Genomic DNA, 25541 nt, shown 5'->3' on the forward strand with positions numbered 1-25541 from the left:
TGAGGGCGCTCATTTGCCTTCCTTCCGCTGGGTGAACTTGAGGAACGAGAACGAGAGCACGAAGGTGGCCAGGGCCAGCACCACGCTGAACGCGGCGGCGAGGTTCACGTTGGGGATCGAGGAGGTGGAGTAGACCATCAGGTTCGGGGTGAAGGTGCTGGTCACCGCGGAGCTGAAGGAGCGGAACACCTGCGGCTCGGCGAGCAGCTGCAGGGTGCCGATGATGGAGAAGATGCCGGTGAGCACGATCGCAGGCATGATCAGCGGGATCTTGATCGACCAGGCGATGCGCAACTGCCCGGCGCCGTCGAGGCGGGCGGCCTCATAGATCTCGGTGGGGATGGCCAGCAGTGCCGAGTAGATGATGAGCATGTTGTAGCCCACGTAGACCCAGGTGACGACGTTCGCGATGGCCCAGAGCACCAGGTCGGCGGAGAGGAAGCTGACGTTGCTGGTCAGTGCCGTGAACGGGGACAGGTTGGGTGAGTAGAGGAAGCCCCACATGATCGCGGCGATGACGCCGGGCACGGCGTACGGCACGAAGAAGGCGAGCCTGAAAAAGCGCTTGCCGCGCAGCAGCGGGCTGTCCAGCAGCAGCGCGAACAGCAGCGCCAGGCCGAGCATCACCGGAACCTGCACCACACCGAAGGCGAGCACCCGGGTGATCGACTCCCAGAACGGTCCGTTCTGGAACACCAGGATGTACTGGGTCAGGCCGCCGAACACCTCGGTGGCTTTGCCGAAGGTGCCGTCGCGCTCCACCACGAGCAGCGACTGGTAGATCGCGTAGCCGATCGGCAGCAGGTAGAACAGGGTGAACAGGATGGCGAACGGCACGATGAAAATCGCGATTGCGCCCGGGTGCGAGACCTTGATTTTGCGGGGCCGGGGCGCCGGGCTGCGGGAACCCGCACGCCGGGCATCCGCGGCCTGAAGGGCTGGTGCGCTCATGATGCGGTGTCCTCTCTGAGAACGCGTACAGCTCCGGCCGGTACGCGCAGGGTGCGGGCGATGTCGGCGCCGGTGACGAGCTCGACCCCCGCCGCGCTCACCTCCAGGTCGGTGTCGCCGTGGTTGATGATGAAGCGGTAGGAGCGGCCGGGGGCGGCGCGGCGGATGACCTCGATGAGGCCGTCGCCCTCCGGACCGACCGCGGTGACGTGAGCGTGCCCGGCGATGGTGCGGAGCACGTCGCGGTAGGTGTCGGCGTCTGGCGCGGTGGCCAGGTACCAGGCGGTGCCGGCGCCGTGCCGGTTGCGGGTGAGCGCGGGCACGCCGGGCAGGGCGCCGTCGGTGTAGTGCGCCACGGCCTCCGCGCCGGTCAGCTGCAGGCGTTCGGTCCACAGGGTCCCGGCGGCACCGGCGGCCAGACCGATCGGGGCGCCCAGGCCCACGGTGGTACCGGGGCGGAGCGGCACGAACTCCTCGACGCGCACGCCGAGCAGGTCGCGGAACGCGCCGGGGTAACCGCCCAGGCGCACCCTGTCGTCTTCGTCGACGATGCCGCTGTAGAAGGTGACCAGGGTGTGGCCGCCGCCGGCGACGTAGCCGGCCAGGTTGTCGGCCTGGGCGTCGGTGACCAGGTACAGAGCGGGCACCACGACGAGGTTGTAGCCGGCCAGGTCGGCATCCGGGGAGACGATGTCGACGGTGACGCCGAGCCTGTGCAGCGCGGTGTACGCGGCGTGCACCTGCTCGAGGTAGGTCACCGACTGGGACGGCCGGGATTCGCCGTCGCCGGCCCACCAGGCCTCCCAGCTGAACAGGATCGCGGCATCCGCGACGACGCGCGTGCCGATGATCTCGTCGAGCCTGTCGAGGGTGGCGCCCAGCTCAACGACCTCACGCCAGAGCACGGTGTCGGTGCCGGCGTGCGGCACCAGTGCGGAGTGGAACTTCTCCGAGCCCTGCTGGGAGGCGCGCCACTGGAAGAAGCAGATCGCCTCGGCGCCTCGGGCCACGTGGGCCAGCGAGTTGCGGGTCAGCTCCCCCGGCGTCTTGGCCAGGTTCAGCGGCTGCCAGTTGACGGCGCTGGTGGCCTGCTCCATCAGCAGCCACGCCCCGCCGCCGGCCAGGCCGCGGGTGAGGTCGGCGGCGAAGGCCAGCTCGGTGGTGGGGTCGGCGAGCCGGTGGTCGAGGTAGTGGTCGTTGGCGATCACGTCGACGGCGGATGCCCAGGACCAGTAGTCGAGGTTGCGAATGTGCGCGGCCACCATGAAGTTCGTCGTGACGGGCAGGCTGCTGTGCCGGCGGATGACGGCTTCTTCGGCCTTGTAGTAGCCCAGCAGCTCGTCGGAGCTGAACCGCTGGAAGTCGAGCACCTGGCCGGGGTTGCGGCTGGAGAGGGTGAGCCTGGGGGTGTGCACCTCGGCCCAGTCGGTGTACCGCTGGCTCCAGAAGCTGGTGCCCCAGGCGGCATTGAGGGCGGCGATGCTGCCGTACTTGGCCTCGAGCCAGAGCCGGAACGCGGCGGCGGTGTCGTCGTCGTAGCAGAGCGCGTTGTGGCAGCCGAGTTCGTTGGAGACGTGCCAGAGGGCCACGGCGGGGTGGTCGCCGAAGCGCTTGGCGACCTGCTCGACCAGGCGCAGCGCGTGCTCGCGGAACACCGGCGAGCTGGGGCACCAGGCCTGACGGCCGCCGGGGTAGCGGGTGGTGCCGTCTTCGGTCTGCGGCAGGATCTCGGGGTGCAGGGTGGTCAGCCACGGCGGCGGCGACGAGGTGCCGGTCCCCAGGTTCACCCGGATGCCGTGGGCGTGCAGCAGGTCAACGATCGTGTCGAGCAGGGTGAAGTCGTACTCCCCCGGGGCCGGCTCCAGCGCGGACCAGCCGAAGATGTTGATCGCGACGAGGTCGACGCCGGCCTGCTGCATGAGCAGCACGTCCTCGGCCCAGACGTCCGGACCCCACTGCTCGGGGTTGTAGTCACAGCCGTAGGCGATGCCGTTCTGCACGAACGGTGTCGTCGGGGTGACCTGACGGGTCACGGCCGGGGTGGCTACTGGCGTGGTCATCTGCTCCTGCTTCATGCTACGTCTGTGAACGTGCACAGATCGAGGAGCAAATGACTCCTCGTTGAGTGTCTGTGAACGTACACAGAGTAAGTACAGCCTGCCCACGATGTCAAGCTCGGGGACGGGTACAGTTATCGAATGGTGACAATTCCGGGGCGGCGCAAGCGTGCGACGATCCACGACGTCGCCGCGGAGGCGGGGGTGTCCCGTGGCACCGTGAGCCGGGTGGTGAACAACGAACCCTACGTGTCGGCCGAGGCTCGGCTGGCCATCGAGGCGGCCATCGCGAAGGTCGGCTACGTGCCGAACACCGCCGCCCGCAACCTCGTCATGCAGCGCTCCCAGGCCGTGGGCCTGATCGTGCACGAGCCGCATTCTTTGTTCCTCGAAGACCCCAACATCGGCGAGATCCTGCTCGGCGCCAACTCGGCGCTCTCCCTGGCCGACTACCAGATGGTCAGCCTGGTCATCGAGTCCGAGCGCGACACCGAGAGGGTGGCGCGGTACCTCAGCGGCGGCTTCGTCGACGGTGTCGTCGTCGTGTCGGCCCGAGAACAAGACCCGATCACCCGGGTAATCGAACGGCTGGACCTGCCGGCGGCGTTTGTCGGGCATCCGCAGGACCTGCGCGACCTGCCGTACGTGGGTATCAACAACCGTGCCGCGGCCCGCGCCATCACCGAGCGCCTGATCGGCACCGGCCGCCGCCGCATCGGCATGATCGCCGCGGCCCTGGACCGCGACTCCGGCGCCGACCGGTTGGCCGGTTTCACGGATGCCCTGGGCGACCGGTTCGACCCCGCGCTGGTGGCGCCGGTGCCGCTGTACACCTACGCCGACGGCCGCGACGGAATGCGCGCACTACTGGCCCGCGACCCCCTGATCGACGGGGTCTTCGCGGCCTCCGACGTGATCGCCGCCGGCGCCCTGAACGCCCTGCGTGAGGCCGGCCGCAGCGTGCCGGGCGAGGTGGGCATCGTCGGCTTCGACGACAGCGCCTGGGCACTCCGCTGCCAGCCGTTGCTCTCCACGGTGCGCCAGCCCGCCAACGGCCTCGGCCAGCGCGCGGCCGAGTCGGTGCTCAGCCAGCTGCGGGGTGAGGCGCCGGAACTGGGCGGCATCCTGCTCGACACCCAAATAGTCTGGCGCGACTCCGCCTGACCGTCGACGGGTCGATCGCGGGCCCAACTGTTCCCGCTGCGGACAAGTGCACCCGGCACACCGGGCACAATTGTCCGCATGGGCAACAGTTGCGGCCCGCCGCGCGGGCGGGCGGGGTTGTCAGGGCGGTGGGGTGCGCCCAGAATGGGGAGCGTGAGTCGCAAGCGAGTGATCGTCAACGGGATGGTTCAGGGCGTGGGGTTTCGGTACTACACCGAGGCGCAGGCCGGCACCCTCGGCCTGGGCGGTTTCGTGCGCAACCGGTCCGACGGCGCCGTCGAAGCCGAGATAGAGGGTGACGACGACGCGGTCGAACGGATGCTGGCCTGGCTGCACACCGGACCGCGTTCGGCGAGCGTGGAATCGGTGCAGGTGACCGACCTGGCCGAACACGGCGAGGCGAGTTTCAGCATCCGCCTGTAGTAACCCACCCCGATGCCGGTGATGGCCGCGGGCGACCGGCACTCTGGCGTACCGTGGGAGTATGGGCGCGCAGGCATCCGGTCCCGGCCGGACGGGACCGACGGTGCGCGAATTCCCCTCGCAACGGGAGGAACCACAGGCGCGCGAGCCGTTCCGCGCGCGCAAACGCCTGTCCCTGCGCTCCAGTTACGGCATCGGCCGGCTGCTGTTGGCCGTCGCCGGGATTGCGGGGCTGATCGGCAACTACGAGTACGTGTTGCTGTTCCCCACCTTCGCCGCGTACAACGTGTTCACCTACTTCACGGTTCAGAGTGCGATCGCGGCGGTGATCGCGTTCGTGCTCGGCGCGATCGTGGCGTTCCGGCAGCCGAAGGACCCACAGTGGCTGGACGTGTTCCGGGCGCTCGTGACCACGTACATCCTGGTCTCCGGAATCGTGTTCCTCACCATCGTCATCCAGTCGTCATCGCGCGACTACTCGATCGAGGTGCCCTGGCCGAGCCAGGTGCTGCACTTCTACATCCCCACCCTGGCGCTGCTGGATTGGCTGACCGATACCGGCAAGGCCCGGCTGTCCTGGCGTTTTCTGCGCTGGATCCTGCCGTACCCGATCGCCTGGGGAATCTTCACGTTCGTGCGCGGCTCGTTCGTGGGCTGGTACCCGTACTTCTTCCTCGACCCGGCCCAGGTCAGCGGCCCGCTCGAAACCGCGTTCTATTGCCTGATCGCCGTGCTGCTGTTCTTGGGCATCGCGGCGGTGCTCGTGGCCACGTCGCGGCTCAGTTGGCGTCCCCGCCCGCGTGGCGACCGCGCGTCATCGGTGCCCAACTAGAACCTGCCGCGGCCGACCTGCTACTGCTCGACGGGGAGAAAGGTGTACTGGCTGGTGAGGTGCTCGGACTCGCAGGTGCCGCAGTAGAGCACGCCGGAGGCCTGCATCGCCGAGACCCGCGGCGAACACTGGATCACCTTGGGGCCGCAGCACGGGGAGATCACCATGTAGGCGCCGGGCTCGGCGGCGGCGTGGCCGCTCAGGCTCCGGTGGTGGTGGCTGCCCTCGCAGGGCAGGTTGGTGTCGAAGTCGAGCAGCGACACTGAATCAAGATTTGTCAGAATATACATGTTTCACACGGTCAATCAGAATTGGCATCGGCCGCGGTGCAGGTGGGACACCAGGATCGCGACCGCACCCGGTGGCCGACGGCGAAAAGCACCCACCCGGACTCCGTCGGCACGTCCAGTCGGGAAACGACTGGATCTCCCCGTGGGGGTGTCCCTGAGATGGGCGGCCCCTTCACCGACTAGACGTTTCGTGGAGCTTACACCGGAACTCTGAGCTTTGCTCGTTAATGTTCCGACGGCGAATCACTCCGCCAGGAGCCCCCAACAGAAGGGCCGGTCAGGGCGCGGGGGTGGCCGTGGCGACGACCGCGAACGGCTCCAGGCTGCGCAATGCGGCGTCGGTGAACTCCGTGTTGTCGGACTTCGCCAGCCCCAACGCCCGCTCGCCGCTGACAAAACCCACCAGGATCGGCTCGTTGGTGATCGGCATCATGTTCACCCAGACCCTGAAGTCGAGGGTGTCGTCTCCGACCGTGGTCCACAGGGCGGCGTCGGTGTCCCAGAACGGTTCCTCGAAGCGCAGCCAGATCTTGTCGAGAGTGCCCATCCCGAGCGCGGCGATCGCGCCCCGGTGCGCGAACGGCAGGGGCGGGTCGAATTCGATCACGTCGCTCTTGAGCACGCCCAGCGGCACGGTCACGATCGCGCGGTCCACGGTGAGCGACTCGCCGGTACCCAGGCGCAGGCTGACGGCGGTGTCGGTGTACGCCGCCCGGGTCACCACGCTGGAGTAGAGCACGTCCAGGTCGGCCGCGTCTTCGTCGAGCAGCGTGCCGTAGCCGCCGAGCACGATGCGGATGTCGTCCGCGGCGGTCGTCGCCGGGATGGGGGCATACCAGCCGGACATCTCCTCGGCCGGGGCCCCGGACTCGAGGGTGGTGGAGGTGGCGAGCTGGTAGTCCAGCCAGTCGGCGTCGGAGACCCCGGCTTCGCCATCCGCCATCGACAGCGTGGCGGAGCCGTTGGCGACGAGGGCCTTGGCCAGGGAGGTGTCTTCGGCCTGCGCGGCGGCCCAGGCCAGCGCCGCGGTGACGGCGTCGGCGCCGACGGGAGAGACCGGGGTGACGGTGCCGGCCGGGGTGCGCGCCTCCGGGGTCGGTGTGAAGGGCGCGTGCGAGACCTCGAGGCCGGTGAACTCCTCGTCGAGGGAGGTGGTGCTGCCGGCGACGATGAACGACGGGCCGAGTTCGACGGGCATCGGCCAGGAGTCGCTGGTGACGGTGTGGATGCGGCCGCCGAGCCTGTCGCGGGCCTCGATCACGAGCACGGTGAAACCGGCGTCGGTGAGCAGCCGGGCGGCGGCGACGCCGGCAGCTCCGGCGCCGATCACGGCCACCCGCTCGCCGGGTTCGGCGACGGCTGCCAGGGCCCTGGCCGCGCGCTGGCCGGAGCCGCGAGCGCCCTGCACGGTGCCGGGGGCGGTGTCTGAGAGCGCCTCGCCGGCGAGGAAAAGCCTGTCGAGGATGGGCTCGGCCAGGTCCTCGCGCTGTTGCGGCGTCGAGGAGACCGCCGCGAAGCTGTAGGAGCCGCGGGCGAACGGGTCGTCGGACCAGGAGCTGCGCAGCATGTCCTGGGGCTGCGGCACCAGGGACGGCGCCGGCGTGGCGGAGGGAGTGGGCGAGCCCGTCGGCGTGGGCCGGGGCGGCACGCATCCGCTGAGCGCGAGCAGGGAGAGCCCGGAAAGGGAGCTGATCAGGAAGGTCCGACGTTGCATCGCTGTGTTCGCGTCAGATGACGCACTCCTCTCGGCCCCTCGAAGTGGTACCCCTCACGCTACCTCAGGCCGTGGCCGCCCGGTTCGGCCGGGGTCGGGGCGCGCCGGGTGGGGCCCCTCGGCAGCAACTGTTGCCGATGCGGACAAATGGTCCCGGCACACCGGGCGCAAATGTCCGCTTCGGTAACAGTTGGCGCCGCCGGCGGGCGCCCGTGGCCTAGGCGGCGGGCGGCTCGAGGAAGCCGTCGTCGAGCAGGCCGCGCACCCGGGGCAGCAGCTCGGCCCGCAGCGCGGCCGCGTCGGCGTCGAGCAGCTGGGCGATCGCATCGATGATGGCCCCCACCGGAAGCTCGCCGTCGCAGGCGCCGATCAGGGCGGCCTGGGCGGTATCCAGCGGCACCGACCGGCCGAAGCCGCCGCCCTGGTGCAGGGTCATCAGCGTCGGATCTTCCTGGCCGGGCCAGAAGTGCCGTTCCTCGGTGACGTCGGATGCCACGGTGAGCGTGCTGCGGGACAGCGCGTCGTCATCCAACCCGGCTTGCCAGTCGTGCGCGGCCAGGCACTCGGCCAGGTGGTGGCCGATGCCGGCCGGGTTGTGCCCCAGGGCCTCCGGCAGTCGTTCGAGGCGGAGCAGGCGGGGGCGGGCAGGCGCGGCGGGCCGGCGTCGGCCATCCGTCGGGCGGCGCAGCAGCATGTAGCCGAAGCCCACCTGACGCACCCCGCGGGCCTCGAAGTCGTCGAGCCAGGCACCGTAGAGCCGGTCGAAGTCGGGGGTGTCCGGGCGGGTGCCGCCGTCGCGGATCCAGGTTTCGGCGTAGCCCGTTGGCGGCTGCACCTCGCGTTCGATGATCCAGGCGTCCAGCGCGGTCTCCGCCGGGCTCTCCAGCCAGCCGGTGAGCCTGTCGAAGGCGTCGTCGTCGTGATACTCCCAGTTACCGAGCAGCTGGGCCACCCCGCCGGGGGTGAGGTGGTCGGCGGCGCCGCGCACCACGGCCTCGACGAGGGCGTCGCCGACCAGGCCGCCGTCGCGGTACTCGTAGCTGGGCACGCCCTCCACCCGCGGGGTGATCACGAACGGCGGGTTGGAGATGATGTGGTCGAACCGCTCCCCCGCGACCGGGTCGAACAGGCTGCCGAGCCGGAACTCGATGTTCTCGACGCCGTTCAGCCGGGCGTTGAGCGCCGCGAGCTCGAGGGCGCGCTCGGAGATGTCGGTGGCCACCACCCTGGTCGCGTGCCTGGCGGCATGCAAGGCCTGGATGCCGCAGCCGGTGCCGAGGTCCAGCGCGCTGTCGACGGCGGTGGGGATCATCAGGGCACTCAGGGTGAGCGACGCGCCGCCGACGCCGAGCACGTGGTTTTCGCCGAGCGGATGCCCCAGGGCCAGTTCGCCCAGGTCCGAGGTGATCCACCAGCTGCCGGCGCCGTGCGCGTCCACGAAGCTGTACGGCCGCAGGTCCACCAACGGCGCCACCTGTGCCGGGCCGAGTGCCGGGTCCGCCGGGGCGGCGCGGTCGGCCAGGGGGCCGGGCTGCGCGGCGCGCTCGTCGTGGCTGGCGGCGACGAGGCCGAGCTGCTCGGCGCCGTCCACGCCGAGGGACGGCAGGGCCGCGGCGAGCTCGGCCCGTTCGACGGGTAGGCCGAGCACGAAGATCTGGGCAAGCACCACGTTGGGTTCGGGCACGGTGAGGGTGGCGCGCAGCGTGGCGAGCGCCCGCAGGGCCGGCACCCGCTGATTGCGCCGCAGGGCGGCATCCGCTTCGATGCCCCACAGCCCGGTCAGGGCGGTCACCGAGAAGTTGGCGGCGGCGAGGTCGGCGCGGAGCAGGTCGATCAGAGGTGCAGTCACCCCTCTATTCAACTGCACGCCGGGCCCGGCCTATACGACGCACCCATCCCGTGGACGGGACCCTTGGACCGGGAGGCCGGCTAGAGCCAGCGCATCGTGAACGCCCGCGTGAGCAGGCCGTTCAACGGCGGTGTCGCCAGGACCCGCACGATCACGTTCCGCAGCCGCAGCCGCAGTCCGCGCGCCGGACGGCCCATCGCCATGTTGAACCCGGCCTGCCTGGCGGCCATGCGGGCGCTGCGCCGCCGGCGGCGGTCGTAGCCGGCGAGCGTCACCCTGGCTTCGATCGGCTGCGCGAGAGCGTGCGTGAGGGCCGGCGCCAACGCCACCGCGTCGAGCCAGCCCAGGTTCATACCCTGCCCGCCGATCGGGCTGATCTCGTGCGCCGCATCCCCCACCAGCAGCACCCGGCCCTGCACCATCGTGGCGGCCAGCCGCTGCCGCACCGAGAACGAGCTCGGCACGGCGTCGGAGGCCGGCAACAGCACCCCGGTGCGACCGAGCACCAGCGCCGTCAGATCCTCGAGCGAGGCATCCTCCATCAGGGTCGGCGTCAGCGCCACCCAACGGCGCCGCCCGCCCGGCAGTGGGAACGACTCGACGACGCCGCCCCGTTCGAAGAACAAAACGGCCTCGCTGCCGTGTTCGCCGGTGTCCGGATAGTCGGCCATCAGGTAGGTGTCCCCGCCGCCGAGCGGTCGGGAGGCGATGCCGACGGCGTCGCGCAGCTGCCCGCGGGCGCCGTCGGCCACCACCACGTACCGCGCCGTCCCCACGACCTCGAGCCCGTTGTCGTCGGCAGCCCCGGCCCTGTCGGCACTCGGCTCGGCGATCAGGTCCACGTGGTGACCGCGATCGTGCAGCATGCCCACTGCCACGCCGGAGCGCAGGCCGCCCGGCCGCAGCTGCCGGAACCGCGCCCGCAGCACGGCTTCGGTCTCGTGCTGCGGCAGCGCCACGACAAACGGGAACCGCCCCGTCGTCTGCGCGAACGACAGCCGCCCCAACGTGCGGCCGCCGCTCTGCACACTGCCGGTCTCGATGCGCACCGCGCGGGCCAGCACCTCCTCGGCCACGCCGGCCTGGCGCAGCACCCGCATCGACGGCGGGTGGATGCCGATGGCCCGCGCGAGCATCGACGGTTCGGTGCGCCGTTCGAGTACCTCCACGTCCACGCCGCGCTCGGCCAGCAGACAGGCCAGCAGGATGCCCACCGGGCCACCGCCGACCACGATCACGTCACGCATGCGCCCGCCTTCCAGCCGCCGGTGCGGCCGAAGCAGCCGAAACGGCCCGCCCGGGTTCGGGCACCGCGGGGGCCTGCCAACGCAGCATCAGCCGGTACGGCACCTCCCGATGCACGCTCCAGCCCGGCGGCGCCACGGCCGCCAGCTCGCGCCAGGTGAAGCTGCGCCGGATCGAGGTGAGGCCGTCGGCGCGAATGTAGGAGCGACGAAAGAACGGCCACGTTCCCAGCCCGAAGCCGAGGTAGGCCAGCGGGGAGCGCTCGATGTCGCCGTGCAGGACCAGGCCGCGGCTGAGCCGTTCCGAGTCCACGAGCAGCGCGCCGAGCTCGACGCCGTTGAGGTGGTGCAGCACGTGGTTGGAGAGCACGATGTCGAACCGCTCCCCCGCGGCCACGAGGTCGCTGCTGAGCGCCCGGCGAAACTGCAGCCCAGGCAACGGCGGCCGGCCGGCCGCGTAGGCGTGCGCGCGGGCATCCGGGTCGATCGCGGTCACGGTCAGGCGCAGCCCGTCGCGCGCGGCCCAGCGGGCCAGCGACCGGGCCACATCGCCGCCGCCGGAGCCGATGTCGAGCAGGCTGGTCTCGGTGCCGGCCGACAGGCGCGGCCGGATGTCGCGGCGGTAGGTGTGCCGCAGCCCGGAGACGACGGCGTTGACGTACCGGAAGTTCGCGTAGGTGCGCCGCAGCGTCTCGGCGTCGCAGTGCGGATCGTCCATGATCTCGACGGCGTCGACCGCCCGTTCGCGGAGCCTCGGCAGCACGGGTCAGCCGCGCTGCACTGTCATCAGGCCTGACTCCACGGTCAGACCCGGCCCGAACGCCATCGCGCAGACCCTGTCCCCGTCGGCGGTGGCCGCGCCCTCGAGGATCTCCTTCATGACGAAGAGGATGGTGGCGCTGGACATGTTGCCGTTGGTGCGCAGGGTTTCCCGCGACGGCACCAGCTGCGCCTCGGTGAGGCCGAGTTTGGCCTCGGTTTTGTCGAGGATGCTGCGCCCGCCGGGGTGGATCGCCCAGTGCGCGATGGCGGTGCTCAGAGCCGAACCCGTGGTCGCGGCCGTGAGCACCTGGCCGGGGCTCCCGCCGCCGTCCACCGACTGCGATTGCTGCTCCTGCGCCTGCACGGTCACGGCGTCGGCCTCGGCCACCACGCCCGCCGCCAGTGCCAGGGTCAGCGACTCGTCCCGGCCGAACAGCGGCGCCAGGGCCGACTCGATGTGCTCGTCGATGATGTGCGGCACGTACGAGCTCAGCACCATCTCGAAGCCCTCGTCGCCGATCTTCCAGGCCATGTCGCCCTCGCCGACGGGCGTGATCACGGTCTCGAAGTGGTCCAGGTTGAGGGCGGTCTCGCCGGCGACCGGCGCACGGCTGCTCACGATGCCGGCGGCCGCGCCATCCGAGAACAACGACGACGCCACGATGGTGTCGGGGTCGCTGGAGGTGCGCAGGTGCAGCGAGCACAGCTCGGCGCTGACCACGAGCACCACGGCGGACGGATCGGCCAGCACGAACTGCTTCGCGGTGCGTAGCGCCGGCATGGCCGCGTAACAGCCCATGAATCCGAGGTGGTAGCGCTGGGTGGACGGCGCCAGACCCAGCTCGCGCACCAGCATGTAGTCGGGGCCCGGCGCGTAGAAGCCCGTGCAGGAGACCGTCACGACGTGGGTGATGTCACTGGCGTCCAGCCCTGGGCACGCGGCCAGCGCACGCCGGCCGGCCTCCACGAACAGCTTCGTGGCCTGCTCGATGTACAGCTCGTTGCGCACCCGGGTGCCGGGCACGAGCAGCCGCTGGGTGGCGGCGTCGAAGAACTGCGGCTCTGGCGCCTGCGAGTCGAGGGTGAGTTCCTCGATCACGGTATGCCGGGTGTCGATCCCCGACAGGTTGAAGGACGCGGTCACCAACCGCTGCGCCAGCCGGCTGAGGCCAGGTTGGGCGGCGAAGATGTCCCTGACCTGCTCCTGCACAAGGACGGTGGGCGGAACAACGGTCTGGAGCGCTCTCAGCGTGACGGCCATGCCCCAGTGTTACACGCACCGCGCCGTAGGCACATCCCCCTGCGCGGCGAGGCGCGCGGCGGATGCGCCGGCCGATGGGCTCCCGGCCGATGGACGCCCGGCCGTGGCCGCTACGGCAGGCGGTCGAAGAGGCGGGTGGCGGTGATGGCGAGCACAAAACCGACCGCGACGATCGCGGTGACCGCGCCGAGATAGGCCACCGGCGCATCCGAGATGCCGAACGCCCCGGTGGCGCCGATGCCCGCGGCCACCGCGGTGACGATGCCGGCGAGTACCGCGATCCCGGTCTGCAGCTTCAGGCCCACCCTGGCCGGGGTGGGGGTGCGTGCGGTGCGCTGCCGGCCGCCGGACCGGGTGAGCACGGCCCCGGCAACGCAGCCCCAGAACGCCACGACGAGCAGCGCCGCGATCACGTCGCTGGGCCGGTGCCACAGGCTCACCAGTGTGGATACCCCGGCGGCGACCGCGAATGCCGCCCCGATGGTGCCGGCCAGCCACCGCGTGTGCGGGCTGGCAACGAGGAACACGACCAAGGCGGATGCCGCCGCCACCGTCGTATGCCCGGAGGGGAATGAGTTGGGGACGTAGCCGTCCACACCGAGCTCCGGGCGGGTGAGGATCACGTTCTTGAGCAGCTGGGTGGTCACGACGGCAGCCGTCGCGGCGCTCACGGCAACCACGAGCGGGAACCAGGCGCGTCGCACAGCCGCGATGATGAGGCTCACGACAGCTCCGACGGCGACCATCACCGAGGGGATCAGATCGAGCAGCTGCCGGGTGACCGTGGTGCCGGTAGAGCCGTCCTCGGCCCCGTTGAAGGCCAGCTGATCGATGACCTGCCCGGCGACATCCCGCACAAAAAAGAGGTACAACGCCACAAACGCGAGGACGCAGAGCGACGCGGCTCCGATATAACGGGTGGGGGTGAGGCGGGAGATCGAGGGCACTCTCTAGCTTCCCACGGCAGCATGGGTGAACCGTGAAAGCCTGGTGCACAACACATGTGCGTCAGGTGCTGAGATACGCTCAGGTTACCTCTTGACATGGTGAGTCTGCGGCGTAGCGTCGAACTATGTTCGGTAGGCAGACGAGGCGGGAACGGTCCACGCGGGGCGCGGATCGCTCACTCGACCGCGGTGGGTACCCGGGCCTGGAGGGCGACTTCGAGTCCGAGCGGCGCCGGGCGGCGGCCGCGGACCACGACACCATCGAACCGTACGAGCACGACGAGGGTGCCGTGGCGGTGCTGCCGGTCACGGAGCCCGGGCTGACGCATCCCTGAGACAGATCGCGAGACGGGATCCTGAGGATTTATCCTTCGGGTCCCGTCTTTTCGCGTGTTGGACACGCTATGTTCATAGTTCTCTGGTCGACTGGTTGTGTAGCATCCGCAGCGTAATCCCCGTAAAGTGCCTAAGTACCAAACGAATGGAAGCTCCGTGAGCATTCGAACGGCCGAATACCCCAGGCCGGATTATTTTCTTCTCCACCTCAGCGACACGCACCTGCTCGCAGACGGCAACCGTCTTTACGGCAGCGTGGACAGTGCCGCACACGTGCAGCGGTTGGTCGCGGATGTCGAGGCATCCGGCGGCAGGCCCGATGCGATCATCATCACCGGCGACCTCGCCGACAAGGGTGAGCCGCACGCCTACGCGCAGCTGCGTGGCATCGTCGAACCCGCCGCGGAGCGCCTCGGCGCCAGGGTCATCTGGGTGATGGGAAACCATGACAACCGGGCGAACTTCCGCACCGAGCTCCTCGGTGAGGAACCCAGTCAGGCGCCGATCGACCACGTCGACTTCATCGGCGGGTTGCGCATCATCACCCTGGACACCTCGGTGCCCGGCAGTCACTATGGCGAGATCACCGAGAATCAGCTCGAGTGGCTCAGCCTGCAGCTGAGCGTCCCAGCGCCGGACGGCACCATCCTGGCCATGCACCACCCGCCGGTGCCGAGCATGCTCGACCTGTCGGTGGCGGTGGAGCTGCGCGATCAGGCCAGCCTCGCGCAGGTGCTGCGCGGCACGGATGTGCGCAGCATCCTGGCCGGGCACCTGCACTACTCGTCCACCGCCACGTTCGCCGGCATCCCCGTGTCGGTGGCGTCGGCCACCTGCTACACCCAGGACCTCAACGTTCCCGTCGGCGGCACTCGCGGTCGCGACGGCGCGCGGGCGTTCAACCTCGTGCACGTCTACGCCGACACCGTGCTGCACTCGGTGGTGCCGCTGGGCGACTTCGAGCCGCTGGACTACATCGACGCCGCCGAAAGCGCCCGCCGCCTGGCCGCCTCCGGCATCGAGATCATGCCTGCGGGGAGTCTGCCCGCATACCGGGAGCCGCCAATGACCAGGCCGATCCAGGTTCTGCGCTGACGTCACCGTTCCCCAGGCCCAGGGCACTCTCGATGAGGGTGTCCTCGCCGTGGTGGCTGGCCGCGATGACGCTTTCGCGTTCCCACGGGGCCACGATCGGGAAGTAACGCTCGAGGAAGTCGGTGACGGCCTCGGTGCGCACCTCGTCGCTGATCTCGGGGAAGCTGCCGTCGTTGAGGCAGAACATGTCCTGGTCGCGGCGCTTGAGCAACTTGTTCATCTGGCGCAGCGCCAGCTTGAGCGTCGTTTCGACGTACAACGACCGAACCTGGGTCTGCTCCACGGCCCGGCCGGTGGCCAGGGCGTAGTAGTGGTACAGCGAATTGGTGACCGAGATGTCGGTGGCCGAGCGGAACCGGCTGGCCATGGTGCGTCGGAAGTCCTCGGGGAATTCGGCCTCGAGCTCGGCCATGACGCTCTTGCGCAGCGGTGCCGGGGTGTGCTCGAGGTGCCGGGTGGTGACCTTGCCGAACCGTTCGCGCAGCAGCGCCCGGTTCACCCGCGCGGCGTTTTCGAACCCGCTGCGGCTGGGGTCGTTGTCGCCCAGGCCGATCCGGGTCGCCGCCTCGACGAATTTGGTGATTCCGCCGGGTGAGTAGAACAGCTCAGGTCCCACCGGACGGCCGAAGAACATGTCGTCGTTCGAGTAGATGAAGTGCTCGGCGATCCCCGGGATGTGGTGCAGCTGGCTCTCCACAGCGTGCGAGTTGTGGGTGGGCAGCACGGAGACGTCGGGGAAGAAGTCCTCGCTGTTCATGATGGTCACCCGCGGGTGGTCGACCAGCCATTCGGGAGCGGGCGAGTCGGTGGCGATGAAGATGCGGCGCACCCACGGGGCGAACATGTAGACGCTCCGCAGCGCGTACTTGAGTTCATCGATCTGCCGGAAACGGGCATCCGAATCGTCGCCGGCGCCGGCGACGTAGCCGTTCATGCGCAGGGCGCGGGCCTTCTGGAAGTCGCTGGAGGACCCGTCGACCCAGGAGAACACCAGGTCGATGTCGAAGCTGATGTCGCTGACGAGGTCGTCGAACATGTTCTGCAGGGTGCGCCAGGTGCGGCCGAAGAGCTCGACGGTGGTCTCGCGGGCCTCGGACCGGGGCAGCCGGCGGCGCATGAGGGCGTTCTCCACGGGGGCGACGATCTCGTCCTCGCCGAACCGCCACAGCTCGAGCTGGAACGCGGTCTCGGCGCCGTAGCGGAGCCGGCCGATGGGTTCGATGCGCGGCTGGTAGACCCTGAAGACGTCCGAGGTGCCCAGCGCGGCGAGGGCACCGTCGGCGGCGAGGGCCGGGCGGGCGAGGTCGCCGTCGAGGGGCTTGAGGTAGAAGGGGGTGTTCGCGAAGGCCTCGGCCAGAACGCGGCTGATCTTCTTGCGACGTTTGCGGTTCACGGCGATGACCGGACGGTCGTGGTCGCCGCGCACCAGCAGGTAGTCGATGCCGGCGGTGTCGAGGGCGTCGGCCAGGGCGAGCAGGTCGCTGACCCTGGACTCGTGCGGGGTGAAGTGCCCGTTGATCAGGGCGATCTCGCCCTTCCGCACGACAACGTCTTCGCGGTCGAAACGGCGGGTGCGGTCGTCGAGGGTGCGCAGCACCAACTCGGGTTCGCTGCTCAGCGACAGGAGGGGGATGGACGCGGTGTCCGGAGCCGGTTCGTCGACCGGGCTCGCCGGGGCCTCGGAGAAGCCAGTTCCGGCAGCGATGCGGGAGTGTCGGGTGGAATCGGTGCGGTCAAAGCGTGCCATGGTCCTCCTTGGAGAAAAATACGTGGAGCGGTTACGGATGCAGGGCTGACTGCGGGGTGCCAAGCGGTTGTGCGGAAATTCAACGGGCGATCTGCTCAGGGCGGGCATCGATGCGCCAGGCCCCGGAGTATGCGCCCGGGTCTCCCGGGCATCCACGCACCGGTCCAGGCCGGGCAAAGGGCCCGCTGCGAACAGTGACGTTGCTCTAGTGTACGTCGCCGGGGTGACCGGGGTGTGACCGGCGCCCCGGACGGGGCTGTTAGCGCAGTGGTCAGGCCGCGCTGATGCCGAACAGGCCGATGATGAGCGCCATCACGACGATGGTGACCAGCTCGTGGGCGAGGTAGGGCCCCGGCAACTGTTCCCGTTCCGGACAACTGTGCCCGGTGCGCCGGGCGCAGTTGTCCGCACGGGCAACAGTTGCGACCACGACAGGGCGCGGGCGGATGGGGCGGGTCAGCCGAGCGCGGCGGCATCCGTGCTGGGCAGGCGGCAGACGAAGTCGTGGCAGAGGTATGCGGTGGGTAGGCCGTCGCGGGTGCTGCGGTCGGCGAACAGCTCGAAGCCGGCGGCGGCGAAGGCGGCGCCCTGCCGTTCGGTGACCACGGCGACGACCCCGGTGCGACGCCGGGCCGCGTCCAACAGAGCCGAACCGGCCAGGGCGGCGACGGGCCGGTCCCGCTCTCCATCAGGGGTGACGACGACGAGTTGCTCCACCGGCGTGGTGAGCCCGTTGACCAGCCGGAGGGCGGCGCCGAACGCGAGCGGGTTGATGTCGCCGGAGCCGACCAGCCGCACCATCCCGGCCGTGGCCGCGTCGCGGTAGCGTCCGGCACCGGTGAGCAGGTGCAGCCGCCAGGCCGCGCTGGCGATGGCCGTGAGTCCGGACGGGTAGGCGCCCTCGGAGGGGTCGGTGGCGAGGTCGAGTCCCTGCGCCGTGAGGACCGGATCGGCGCCCTCCGGGGCGGCGAAGGCCACGTCGGGCTCACGGCCGGCCGTCGAACCGTCGACGGGCAGGGTCCGGTCGATGAGTTCCCGGGCCACGACCGCGTACCGCACCTCTCCGGTGGCGGTGGCGAGCTCGAGCAGGCCGCCGGCGAACATGCCGTAGTCCTCCAGGGTCGCGACCGCGGCCGAGAGGCGACCGTCGATGGAGGCCCGCACCAGGGCGCCGTCGGCGCGGCGGTGTGCCTCGAGCAGCCTGTCGGCCGCGCGGCGGGCCAGGTGCAGCGCGGCATCGTCGGCGAACGCGTGCCCGGCCAGGGCGAGGGCCCCGATCGCCAGGCCGTTCCAGCCGGTGAGTACCTTGGCGTCCAGGGCCGGCGGGGCCTGGCCGCGGCGGGCGTCCTCGTCGAGGGCGTAGTAGCCGCCCTCCACCCGCACCCCGTCGACGGTGCTCTCCGAGTCCTGGGCGCTGGCGAAACCACCGTCGGGCAGCTGCAGCACCGTGCCGAGAAACCCGACGAGGCCCTCGGCCACGATGCGGGCCCAGCGTTCGCCGGTGAGCATCCACGCCCGGGTGTACAGCTCGAGAAGTTGCGCGTTGTCGTAGAGCATCCGTTCGTAGTGCGGGTCGCTCCAGTCGCGGTTGACGGCGTAGCGGAAGAAACCGCCCTCGACGGGGTCGCGGAGCGGTGACGCACCCATCCGTTTGAGGGTGCGCAGCGCCAGCTCCCGGCCGTCGGCCCGGTCGAGCAGCAGGCCCAGGGTCGGCGCGGCGGGAAACTTGGGGGCGCCGCCGAAACCGCCGTAGACGGGATCCTCCGCCGTGGCCAGCCGGGCGACGGTGTCGGAGAGTCTGGCTTGGTCGGGCAACTCCCCCGCCGCCGCGGGCGCCGCCTGGGCGAGCGACTCGGCCAGGCCCGCGGCACTGTCTTCGACGGCGTCCCGGCGGTTGGTCCAGGCATCCGTGACGGCGTTGAGCACCTCACGGAACGCCGGATGCCCTGGCATCGGTGTGGGCGGCGAATAGGTGCCGGCGAAGAAGGGCCGGCCGGCCGGGGTGACGAACACATTCAGCGGCCAGCCGAGGTTCTGGGTGAACGCGCCGGCCGCGGCGAGGTAGCTGGCGTCGACATCCGGATGCTCCTCCCGGTCGACCTTGACGCTCACGAAATGCTCGTTGAGATAGGCGGCCAGCGCCGGATCGCTGAAACTCTCGCGGGCCATCACATGGCACCAGTGGCAGGTGGCGTAGCCGATCGACACCAGGACCGGCACGTCGCGCCGGCGGGCCTCGGCGAAGGCGGCCGCACCCCACGGGTGCCAGTCGACCGGGTTCTCGGCGTGCGAGCGCAGATACGGGCTGATGGCGTCGGCGAGGCGATTCGGCATGGCTCCATTGTGACCCGGCTACCTCCGTTCCAGCTGGTCGCGGCGATATCCGAACGCCGGCGGCCACCGCGAGTTGCCGCATAACGCCCCCTCCCGGCAGGTGAAGGGAGCATTCGCGGCATGTCGGCGCGAGCCGCCTCCCCGACGTGCCGCGTCCTGCCCCTTCGGAGCGCTGGACGGGGTGTTTTGCGGCAACTCGCGCGGCACTTCTGGACCCGCAGAGGGTTGCCGAGTCGGAGGGCTGCTGTGAGACTGGATGCGACGAAGGGGCACGATGGATCTGTGGGCGCTGCTGCTGGGCATTGGCACGATTGCCCTGGCCGCCTTCGCCGTTCTCGTGGGCTCACTCTTTCGTACCCCGATGCCGGGCACCGAACGCGCGCTCTTTCGCCGCCGGATCAGCGCTCCGACCGGCCACCCAGCCGTACCCGCACCCCAACCGCCTCGCCGCTAACCGGACATCCGCCCCTCCGCCCATGAGCACCCACCGCCGTCCCGTGACCGTCTGCGCGACATGACCGAACGCACGATGACCCCCGTCGAGGCGGCGGCACTCCTCGAGGTTGCGGTCGATGCCGAGCTGGAGCAGGTGGAGCGGGCGTTCCGGTACCAGGCCCAGCGCTGGCACCCCGACCGGTTGACCGCGGCAACCCCCGCCGAGTTGGCCGCCGCGGCCGCCCGGTTCGACAGGTTCACCCAGGCCCGGGCCGTGCTGCGTGAGGTCGAGGCCGAGCGGATGCGCCGCTCCCCCGAATCCGCCGGACCCCGGCCGACCGGCGAAGGGGCGGGCTCCGGCTCGAGTGTCGGCTCGGGCGGGGCGTGGGCCGGGACCGGCCGGGGACCTGCCACGGGTACGCCGCCGGGCTGGGCGGCCGACGAGCCGTACCAGCCGGTGCAGCCCGCCGGTCCGTGGCTGTTCTGGGTGTGGACGGCGCTGTACGCGCTGGCGGCCACGATCTCGGTCATCGGCGGGCCGCTGCCCCAGTCCCCGGCGGACCTGTGGCTGCGGCTGGTGCCGCTGGGGCTGGCATCCGTCGCCTTCGCCCGCACCGGACGCACCGTCTTTGTGGTGATCGTGCTGATCCTGGGCGCCGCGACGGCGGTGCTCACCGTGGTGTTCGCCTCGTTCGGTCCCCTCGTGGCGCTGCAGCTGCTCATCGCGCCGGTGCTGGGCCTGGTGGCCCTCGGCCGGCCCAAGCAGCTCCGGCGCCGGTCGTCCGCCCCGCCCCGCCCCGCCGGCTGACCGCCCCACGGCGCCCGTGCACCCGTGTGCGCGCGAAGGACGACCTCGCGAAAGCGGGGTTCTGGCTGCCGCAGCAGAGGCTGGCAGCCACGGGCCGCTCTCGCGGGCACTCCAGGGTGGGATCAGGCCAGGGCCCGCTCCACGAGCGCGCGGCGGCGTTGCACCCGGGTCCAGATGACGAAGCCGGTGATGGTGAAAGCGCCATAAAAGAGGTACAGGATGGCGGAGGCGTAGTAGCCGGCGCTGATCAGCAGGGGCACGCCGACGATGTCCACGGCCACCCAGATCAGCCAGAACTCCGTCCAACCGCGGGCCATGCCGTAGGTGGCCAGCAGCGACCCGGTGAAGATCCAGGCGTCGGCCCAGACCGGTTCGAACGAGCCCAGCGCCCGGAAGATCGGGGTGAGCACCAGCGTGCCGGCGACGAGGCCGATGCCCAGGCCCACCCGCGCCCGGGTGCCGGCCCAGTGCGGGGCGACGGCGACGGTGCCGACCGCGCGGCTGCGCGACCACTGCACCCAGCCGTAGATCGAGACGATGATGAACATCACCTGCCGGCCGGCTTGGCCGAGCAGGTTCACCGGGTTGGGTGTGCCGAAGACGGCGCCGAGGAACACCGTGAACAGCAGGGCGTTGCCGATGATGCCCACCGGCCAGGCCCAGATCTTGCGGCGCATCCCGCCGACGGCACTGGCGATGCCGAAGACGTTGCCGATGATCTCGCGCCAGAGAATGGTCTGGTTGCCGATCTGCAGCTGGGCGTCAAAGAGCCAATCGATCAGGGACACAGGACACTTCTCTCCCGGATGGGTCGCATCCGTGCACGTCCCAATGTAAGGCGTTTGCGCGCGGGTCTATTCCACGGCCGCCCGGAGCGTCACCAGACGATGGTTGCCGAATCAGCCGAGAGATTGGCCGGCAGGCTGGCCCGCACCAGCGGCAGCCCGCGACGGATCGCCTGATCGATGCGGTCGTTGAGCTCGGCGTTGGTCACCCGGTAGTCGGTGAAGTCGGAGTCCTTGGCGTACACCCCCAACGGCAGGGTGAGCGCCTGGAAGAAGCTGAACAACGGCCGGAACTGGTGCTCGAGGATCAGCGCGTGCCGGTCGCTGCCACCGGTCGCGGCCAGCAGCACCGGCTTGTCCACGAGCGAGTACTGCTCGACGAAGTCGAAGACGTGCTTGAAGAGTCCGGTGAACGAGGCCCGGTACACCGGCGACGCCACGATGAGCAGGTCGGCGCCCTCGATCCGTCGCAGGTCGTCCTCGGCCGCGGCGGAGAGCTCATCCCGGCGAAGCGCCCCACTGAACTCGCGACCGACCCGGCTCAGCTCGATCAGATGCACGCGGATCGAGAGCTCGCGTTCGAGCGCGTCGAGGATCGCCCGCACCAGGGCGGTGGTCTTCGAGGGAGTGTGCAGGCTGCCGGAAACAGCGACGACGTTCAGGGTGTACGACATGTTCCGACGCTAAATGCCGCCGCCGGATGCCGCCAGCCGCGCCGACACACGGCGTAAGACGCGGTGGGCACACGGCCATCCGCTGAGATGCCGCAAACGGCCCCCTCCGACGAGCGGAAGGGGCCGTTTGCGGCACGTCGTGACCGGCTTGGGCTAGTTGACCTCGTTGGGGTGCGCGCTGACGCGGCCGCCGCGCTCGAGCGCCGAGATGGTGGCGAGCTCGGTGTGGCTGAGTTCGAAGTCGAAGACGTCGAAGTTCTCCGCCATCCGCTCGCGGCGGTTGGACTTGGGGAAGACGATGTTGCCGGTCTGCAGGTGCCAGCGGATGATCACCTGGGCGGGAGTCTTGCCGTGCGCCTCGGCCGCGGTGGTGACCACGCCCTCCTCGAGCAGCGGGTACTTGCCCTGGCCGAGCGGGCCCCACGCCTCGATGTGGATGCCGTGCTCGCGGGCGAAGGCCGTGATCTCGGTCTGCTGGTAGGCGGGGTGCAGCTCGATCTGGTTGACCGCCGGCACGACGTCGGTCTCGGTGAGCAGTCGCTCCAGGTGCGGCACGAGGAAGTTCGAGACCCCGATGGAGCGGGCCCGGCCGGACTCGCGGATCTTCGCGAGCGTCTTCCAGCTCTCCACGAACTTGTCGTTCGCCGGTGCCGGCCAGTGGATGAGGTACAGGTCGACGTAGTCCAGGCCGAGCTTCTCCAGGCTCTCATCGAACGCATCCAGCGCCGACTGGGTGCCCTGCTTGTCGTTCCACAGCTTCGTGGTCACGAACAGTTCCGAGCGGTCGATGCCAGACGACCCCAGCGCCTGCCCGACACCCTCCTCGTTGCCGTAGACGGCGGCGGTGTCGATGTGCCGGTAGCCCACCTCGAGGGCGTCGGTGACGATGCGGGTGGTCTCGGTCGGATCGACCTTGAAGACCCCGAAGCCGAGCTGCGGGATGGTGTGGCCGTCGTTCAGGGTGATGGTCGGTACGGATTTCGTCATCCACTGAGCCTAGGGAACCACCACCGCCCGCGCACGTCACGCACGCCGAGAGCGTAATCCGCGCGCGCTCCGGGGCTTACGACTCAGTGGTAGCGGCGGCCCTCGTCGCGGCGGAAGAGCAGCAGGGCCAGGGCGAAGGTGCCCGCGGTCCAGAGCAGGATGCCGATCCACACCCCCGGCTCCAGCTCGCCGCCCTGCACGGCCCAGATCACGAACTCCCGGGCCTGCCGCGACGGCAGGAACATCGACAGGGTGTCCAGCCAGTCCGCGAAGAGATACGGCGGCAGAAACAGCCCGCCGGCGAAGGCCAGGCCGAACATCACGATCTGCACCACGGCGATCGCGGCCTTGGACGACATCGAGTAGCCGATCGAGATGCCGATGAACATGAACGGCAGCGCCGAGATGCCCAGCGCCACGATCCCCGCGAGAACGCCCAGTACGGATGCCTCCGCCGCGGTGAACAGAGCACCGATCGCGATCACCGGCAGGATCGACGCGAGGCCCATCAGCCCGGTCGAGCAGATCTGTCCGAGCACGCGGGCGACGCCCGGCACCGGCAGGGTGCGCAGGTACGGGTCCCACGGCTGCTCCCGGTTGGCCGAGATGTTCAGGCCGAAGCTGAAGAGCGAGTTCGACATCAACGCGAACACGCTCAGCGCGATCACCGCCTGAGTGGCGAACTCCGGGTTGTCGGCGATGGCGCGCTGCGGCACCACGAAGAACAGCAGCGACAGCCCGGGAAACACGAGCGAGCCGATCAGGGCGGCCGGGATGCGGAACGTCTCGAGGAGGATGATCCGGGCGTGCAGAAGCGTGAGGGCAAGGATGCCCGTACGGCCGCCCAGAACCGGGCTGCGGCCGGGCGTGCCGGGAGCGGCGGCGACCGGGGCGGGGAGGCGGGTACTCATCGGTTCATCTCCTTCTGGGCGGTGGGGGCTTCCGTCGCCCCGGTGAGGGTGAGGAACGCCTCTTCGAGGGTGGCTCCACGAACGGTGAGGCCGGAGAACGGGATGCCGGAACGCACGAGTTCCACGATCAGCCGGTCGCTGTCGCTGGCGTAGAAGGTGGTCGCGCCGTCGGCGGCCTGCTCGTGGCCCACCACTCCGGGCAGCCCGTTGACCCGGTCGGGCTGGTCGGTGACCAGGCGCACCTGACGCAGCGAGACCTGGTTGATCACGGCGGTCACGGTGTCGTCGGCGATCACCCGGCCGTGCCCCATCACCACCACCCGTTCGGCGAGCGCCTCGATCTCTTCGAGGTAGTGACTGGTCACCACCACGGTGGCGCCGCGCTCGTGCTGGCGTCGCACGGCGTCCCACAGGGTGCGGCGGGCATCCACGTCCAGGCCCGTGGTCGGTTCGTCCAGCAGCACCAATCGCGGCTGGCCCACAAACGCCAGCGCCACACTGAGCCGGCGCTTCTGGCCGCCGGACAGGGCGCCGGTCTGCCGTTTCAGCAGCTCCGCCAACCCGAACTCCTCGGCCACGGCCGCGGTGGACAGCGGGGTCTCGAAGTGCCGGCCCACGAAGTCGATCACCTCACCCACCCGCAGGGTCGGCGGCAGCGCGGTCTCCTGCGGGGTACCGCCGAGCTTCTGGCGCATCCGGTAATCGCCCGGTGACCCACCGAACAGCGACACCGTGCCGCTGCTGGGCCTTCGCAGCCCCTGCAGCATGGTGAGCACGGTGGATTTGCCGGCTCCGTTGGGCCCGAGCAGGCCCAGGATGCTGCCCGAATGGATGTCCAGGCTCACGTCGTCGACGGCGAGCACGTCGCCGAAGCGCCGCGTCACGTGATCGAGCCGGGCGAGAACGCTCATGAGGATTCCCCTAACAGCCCGCGCAGGGCTTCTCGGTAGTCTTCGAACGCGCGCCGGCCGGTGCGCGACAGGGTCAGGTAGGTGACCGGGCTGCGACCCTGGTGGGACTTGACGACGTCAACATAGCCCGCGTCCTCGAGCTTCCGCAGGTGGGTGGACAGGTTGCCGGCGGTCATGCCGAGCAGCTCCTGCAGCCGGGGAAAGGCGATCTGGTCGCCCACCTCGAGGGTGGCCAGGGTGGCGGTGATCTTGAGCCGGGCGGATGCGTGGATCACCGGGTCGAGTTCGTCCATCAGCGGTTCCGGCGCAGGCGCGCGGCCATGACGGCGGCCGTGACGAGGAAGGCGCCACCACCGCCGAGCGCGAAGACCAGGTCATTGCCGGGCGACCCGGCGAAGGGGGCCCCCGCGCCGACGACCAGCATGACCAGACCGAGGACCAGCTGCGATGTGTCCCGCCAGAGCGCGGCGCCACCGAGGTAAATGGTGCCGCACATCAGCGCGAAGCCGGACGGGAAGAACAGGTTGGCGAGGTCGGTGGACATGCCGTGGCTGATCAGGGCGGTGCCGAGCAGCCCGAACGCGGTGCCGCAGACCGACCAGGACAGGCCGTAGACGGCCCCGGAGAAGCTGGACAGGCCGCGAACGCCGCGGTTGATGCGCAGGCCGATCACGGCGGAGGACACGATCGAGATCGCCAGCAGCACGATGAACAGCGGCGTGGCCACGCCCGCGGGAATCGTGAACCACGGGTTGCCATCCACATCGCCCGACCAGAGGGCAAGGAAGCCGACGAACCAGGCGACCCCCCAGATGAAGTACAGCCAGACGACGGGCGCAATCTGGGCATCCGCCACCCGGCGCTGTTGTTCTTCGAGCATCGCGAGCATCTCGCGCGGGTCCCCCAGGGGCTCATCGAGGGCGGTGGCGGGGGTCCTGTTATCATCCATGTCTACTTTGTAACACAAAGTAGTTTGCTCCACAACGGTTCGAGCCGAAGTGGGGTACCCCCGCGACGCAATACT

At 70.1% G+C, this 25541-nt stretch carries 26 protein-coding genes; 7 read left to right on the forward strand and 19 right to left on the reverse strand.

Annotation, left to right across the window (positions count from 1 at the left end):
• Positions 1 to 9: 9 nt before the first annotated feature.
• Both RCH12_RS07175 and RCH12_RS07180 read right to left on the reverse strand, forming a co-directional pair.
• The gene (locus tag RCH12_RS07175; RefSeq protein WP_103429573.1) at positions 10 to 951 is read right to left on the reverse strand and encodes a carbohydrate ABC transporter permease; all 942 of its coding nucleotides are present in this window, start codon (positions 949 to 951) and stop codon (positions 10 to 12) included.
• Positions 948 to 3011 (reverse strand): beta-galactosidase, encoded by a 2064-nt coding sequence (locus tag RCH12_RS07180; RefSeq protein WP_327016479.1) that lies wholly within the window; start codon positions 3009 to 3011, stop codon positions 948 to 950. Before RCH12_RS07180 ends, RCH12_RS07175 begins: the two co-directional genes overlap by 4 nt.
• Before the next feature lie 138 nt (positions 3012 to 3149).
• Between RCH12_RS07180 and RCH12_RS07185 the strand changes: the two genes are divergently transcribed.
• The 3 genes from RCH12_RS07185 (at position 3150) to RCH12_RS07195 (ending at position 5427) form a co-directional block, all read left to right on the forward strand.
• On the forward strand, positions 3150 to 4172 hold the full coding sequence (locus RCH12_RS07185) for a LacI family DNA-binding transcriptional regulator (protein ID WP_103429572.1): 1023 nt from the start codon (positions 3150 to 3152) through the stop codon (positions 4170 to 4172).
• 153 nt (positions 4173 to 4325) lie between these two features.
• Positions 4326 to 4595 carry an acylphosphatase gene (locus tag RCH12_RS07190; RefSeq protein WP_370290109.1) on the forward strand — a complete coding sequence of 90 codons (270 nt, stop codon included), beginning with the start codon at positions 4326 to 4328 and terminating at the stop codon, positions 4593 to 4595.
• Positions 4596 to 4656: 61 nt separating this feature from the next.
• A complete protein-coding gene (locus RCH12_RS07195) occupies positions 4657 to 5427 on the forward strand; it encodes a Pr6Pr family membrane protein (protein ID WP_327016480.1) in 771 nt (256 codons plus the stop codon).
• A 20-nt stretch (positions 5428 to 5447) separates the two neighbouring features.
• Here the strand turns inward: RCH12_RS07195 and RCH12_RS07200 are convergent, their stop codons facing one another.
• From RCH12_RS07200 to RCH12_RS07230, 7 genes are all read right to left on the reverse strand, one after another.
• Complete coding sequence (locus RCH12_RS07200; RefSeq protein ID WP_133163662.1) at positions 5448 to 5717, reverse strand: hypothetical protein; 270 nt, start codon at positions 5715 to 5717, stop codon at positions 5448 to 5450.
• Positions 5718 to 5994: 277 nt separating this feature from the next.
• A complete protein-coding gene (locus RCH12_RS07205; RefSeq protein WP_327016481.1) occupies positions 5995 to 7431 on the reverse strand; it encodes a flavin monoamine oxidase family protein in 1437 nt (478 codons plus the stop codon).
• 217 nt (positions 7432 to 7648) lie between these two features.
• Positions 7649 to 9280 (reverse strand): class I SAM-dependent methyltransferase, encoded by a 1632-nt coding sequence (locus RCH12_RS07210; RefSeq protein WP_327016482.1) that lies wholly within the window; start codon positions 9278 to 9280, stop codon positions 7649 to 7651.
• A gap of 80 nt (positions 9281 to 9360) precedes the next feature.
• Positions 9361 to 10527: an FAD-dependent oxidoreductase gene (locus tag RCH12_RS07215; RefSeq protein ID WP_327016483.1), complete on the reverse strand. Its 1167-nt coding sequence runs from the start codon at positions 10525 to 10527 to the stop codon at positions 9361 to 9363.
• Positions 10520 to 11287 carry a class I SAM-dependent methyltransferase gene (locus RCH12_RS07220; protein WP_327016484.1) on the reverse strand — a complete coding sequence of 256 codons (768 nt, stop codon included), beginning with the start codon at positions 11285 to 11287 and terminating at the stop codon, positions 10520 to 10522. Before RCH12_RS07220 ends, RCH12_RS07215 begins: the two co-directional genes overlap by 8 nt.
• 3 nt (positions 11288 to 11290) lie before the next feature.
• Positions 11291 to 12547, reverse strand: coding sequence for a type III polyketide synthase (locus RCH12_RS07225; protein WP_243399096.1), 1257 nt, complete (start codon positions 12545 to 12547; stop codon positions 11291 to 11293).
• Between the two features lie 110 nt (positions 12548 to 12657).
• The gene (locus RCH12_RS07230; RefSeq protein ID WP_327016485.1) at positions 12658 to 13494 is read right to left on the reverse strand and encodes a phosphatase PAP2 family protein; all 837 of its coding nucleotides are present in this window, start codon (positions 13492 to 13494) and stop codon (positions 12658 to 12660) included.
• Between the two features lie 125 nt (positions 13495 to 13619).
• Here RCH12_RS07230 and RCH12_RS07235 point away from each other — a divergent pair, with 125 nt between their 5' ends.
• The gene (locus tag RCH12_RS07235; protein ID WP_088456958.1) at positions 13620 to 13829 is read left to right on the forward strand and encodes a hypothetical protein; all 210 of its coding nucleotides are present in this window, start codon (positions 13620 to 13622) and stop codon (positions 13827 to 13829) included.
• 157 nt (positions 13830 to 13986) lie between these two features.
• Positions 13987 to 14925, forward strand: a complete 939-nt coding sequence (locus tag RCH12_RS07240; RefSeq protein ID WP_103430699.1) for a phosphodiesterase — start codon at positions 13987 to 13989, stop codon at positions 14923 to 14925.
• On the opposite strand, the gene RCH12_RS07245 is transcribed toward RCH12_RS07240, so the two are convergent.
• The 3 genes from RCH12_RS07245 to RCH12_RS07255 all read right to left on the reverse strand — a co-directional run bounded on the left by RCH12_RS07245 (position 14855) and on the right by RCH12_RS07255 (position 19006).
• Complete coding sequence (locus RCH12_RS07245; RefSeq protein WP_103430698.1) at positions 14855 to 16672, reverse strand: stealth family protein; 1818 nt, start codon at positions 16670 to 16672, stop codon at positions 14855 to 14857. The two genes, RCH12_RS07240 and RCH12_RS07245, sit on opposite strands and share 71 nt — an antisense overlap.
• 271 nt (positions 16673 to 16943) lie before the next feature.
• On the reverse strand, positions 16944 to 17102 hold the full coding sequence (locus RCH12_RS07250) for a hypothetical protein (protein ID WP_207795469.1): 159 nt from the start codon (positions 17100 to 17102) through the stop codon (positions 16944 to 16946).
• Positions 17103 to 17128: 26 nt separating this feature from the next.
• On the reverse strand, positions 17129 to 19006 hold the full coding sequence (locus RCH12_RS07255) for a thioredoxin domain-containing protein (protein WP_327016486.1): 1878 nt from the start codon (positions 19004 to 19006) through the stop codon (positions 17129 to 17131).
• A 274-nt stretch (positions 19007 to 19280) separates the two neighbouring features.
• Between RCH12_RS07255 and RCH12_RS07260 the strand changes: the two genes are divergently transcribed.
• Positions 19281 to 19460: a hypothetical protein gene (locus tag RCH12_RS07260; protein WP_327016487.1), complete on the forward strand. Its 180-nt coding sequence runs from the start codon at positions 19281 to 19283 to the stop codon at positions 19458 to 19460.
• Between the two features lie 60 nt (positions 19461 to 19520).
• Positions 19521 to 20249 (forward strand): J domain-containing protein, encoded by a 729-nt coding sequence (locus tag RCH12_RS07265; RefSeq protein ID WP_327016488.1) that lies wholly within the window; start codon positions 19521 to 19523, stop codon positions 20247 to 20249.
• A gap of 122 nt (positions 20250 to 20371) precedes the next feature.
• Here RCH12_RS07265 and pnuC read toward each other — a convergent pair whose 3' ends face one another.
• The 7 genes from pnuC to RCH12_RS07300 all read right to left on the reverse strand — a co-directional run bounded on the left by pnuC (position 20372) and on the right by RCH12_RS07300 (position 25466).
• Complete coding sequence (gene pnuC / locus RCH12_RS07270; RefSeq protein ID WP_103430694.1) at positions 20372 to 21037, reverse strand: nicotinamide riboside transporter PnuC; 666 nt, start codon at positions 21035 to 21037, stop codon at positions 20372 to 20374.
• 89 nt (positions 21038 to 21126) lie between these two features.
• The gene (gene msuE / locus RCH12_RS07275) at positions 21127 to 21708 is read right to left on the reverse strand and encodes an FMN reductase (protein WP_327016489.1); all 582 of its coding nucleotides are present in this window, start codon (positions 21706 to 21708) and stop codon (positions 21127 to 21129) included.
• A 153-nt stretch (positions 21709 to 21861) separates the two neighbouring features.
• Positions 21862 to 22695, reverse strand: a complete 834-nt coding sequence (locus RCH12_RS07280; protein WP_327016490.1) for an aldo/keto reductase — start codon at positions 22693 to 22695, stop codon at positions 21862 to 21864.
• 83 nt (positions 22696 to 22778) lie between these two features.
• A complete protein-coding gene (locus tag RCH12_RS07285) occupies positions 22779 to 23606 on the reverse strand; it encodes an ABC transporter permease (RefSeq protein WP_327016491.1) in 828 nt (275 codons plus the stop codon).
• Positions 23603 to 24517: an ABC transporter ATP-binding protein gene (locus tag RCH12_RS07290; protein WP_327016492.1), complete on the reverse strand. Its 915-nt coding sequence runs from the start codon at positions 24515 to 24517 to the stop codon at positions 23603 to 23605. Before RCH12_RS07290 ends, RCH12_RS07285 begins: the two co-directional genes overlap by 4 nt.
• Complete coding sequence (locus RCH12_RS07295) at positions 24514 to 24810, reverse strand: transcriptional regulator (protein WP_103430690.1); 297 nt, start codon at positions 24808 to 24810, stop codon at positions 24514 to 24516. The genes RCH12_RS07290 and RCH12_RS07295 overlap by 4 nt, the downstream gene beginning before the upstream one ends.
• A complete protein-coding gene (locus RCH12_RS07300; RefSeq protein ID WP_327016493.1) occupies positions 24810 to 25466 on the reverse strand; it encodes a hypothetical protein in 657 nt (218 codons plus the stop codon). The genes RCH12_RS07295 and RCH12_RS07300 overlap by 1 nt, the downstream gene beginning before the upstream one ends.
• Positions 25467 to 25541 lie beyond the last annotated feature (75 nt).

This window comes from Cryobacterium sp. MP_3.1, from assembly GCF_035984795.1.
Classification (GTDB): Bacteria; Actinomycetota; Actinomycetes; order Actinomycetales; family Microbacteriaceae; genus Cryobacterium; species Cryobacterium zongtaii.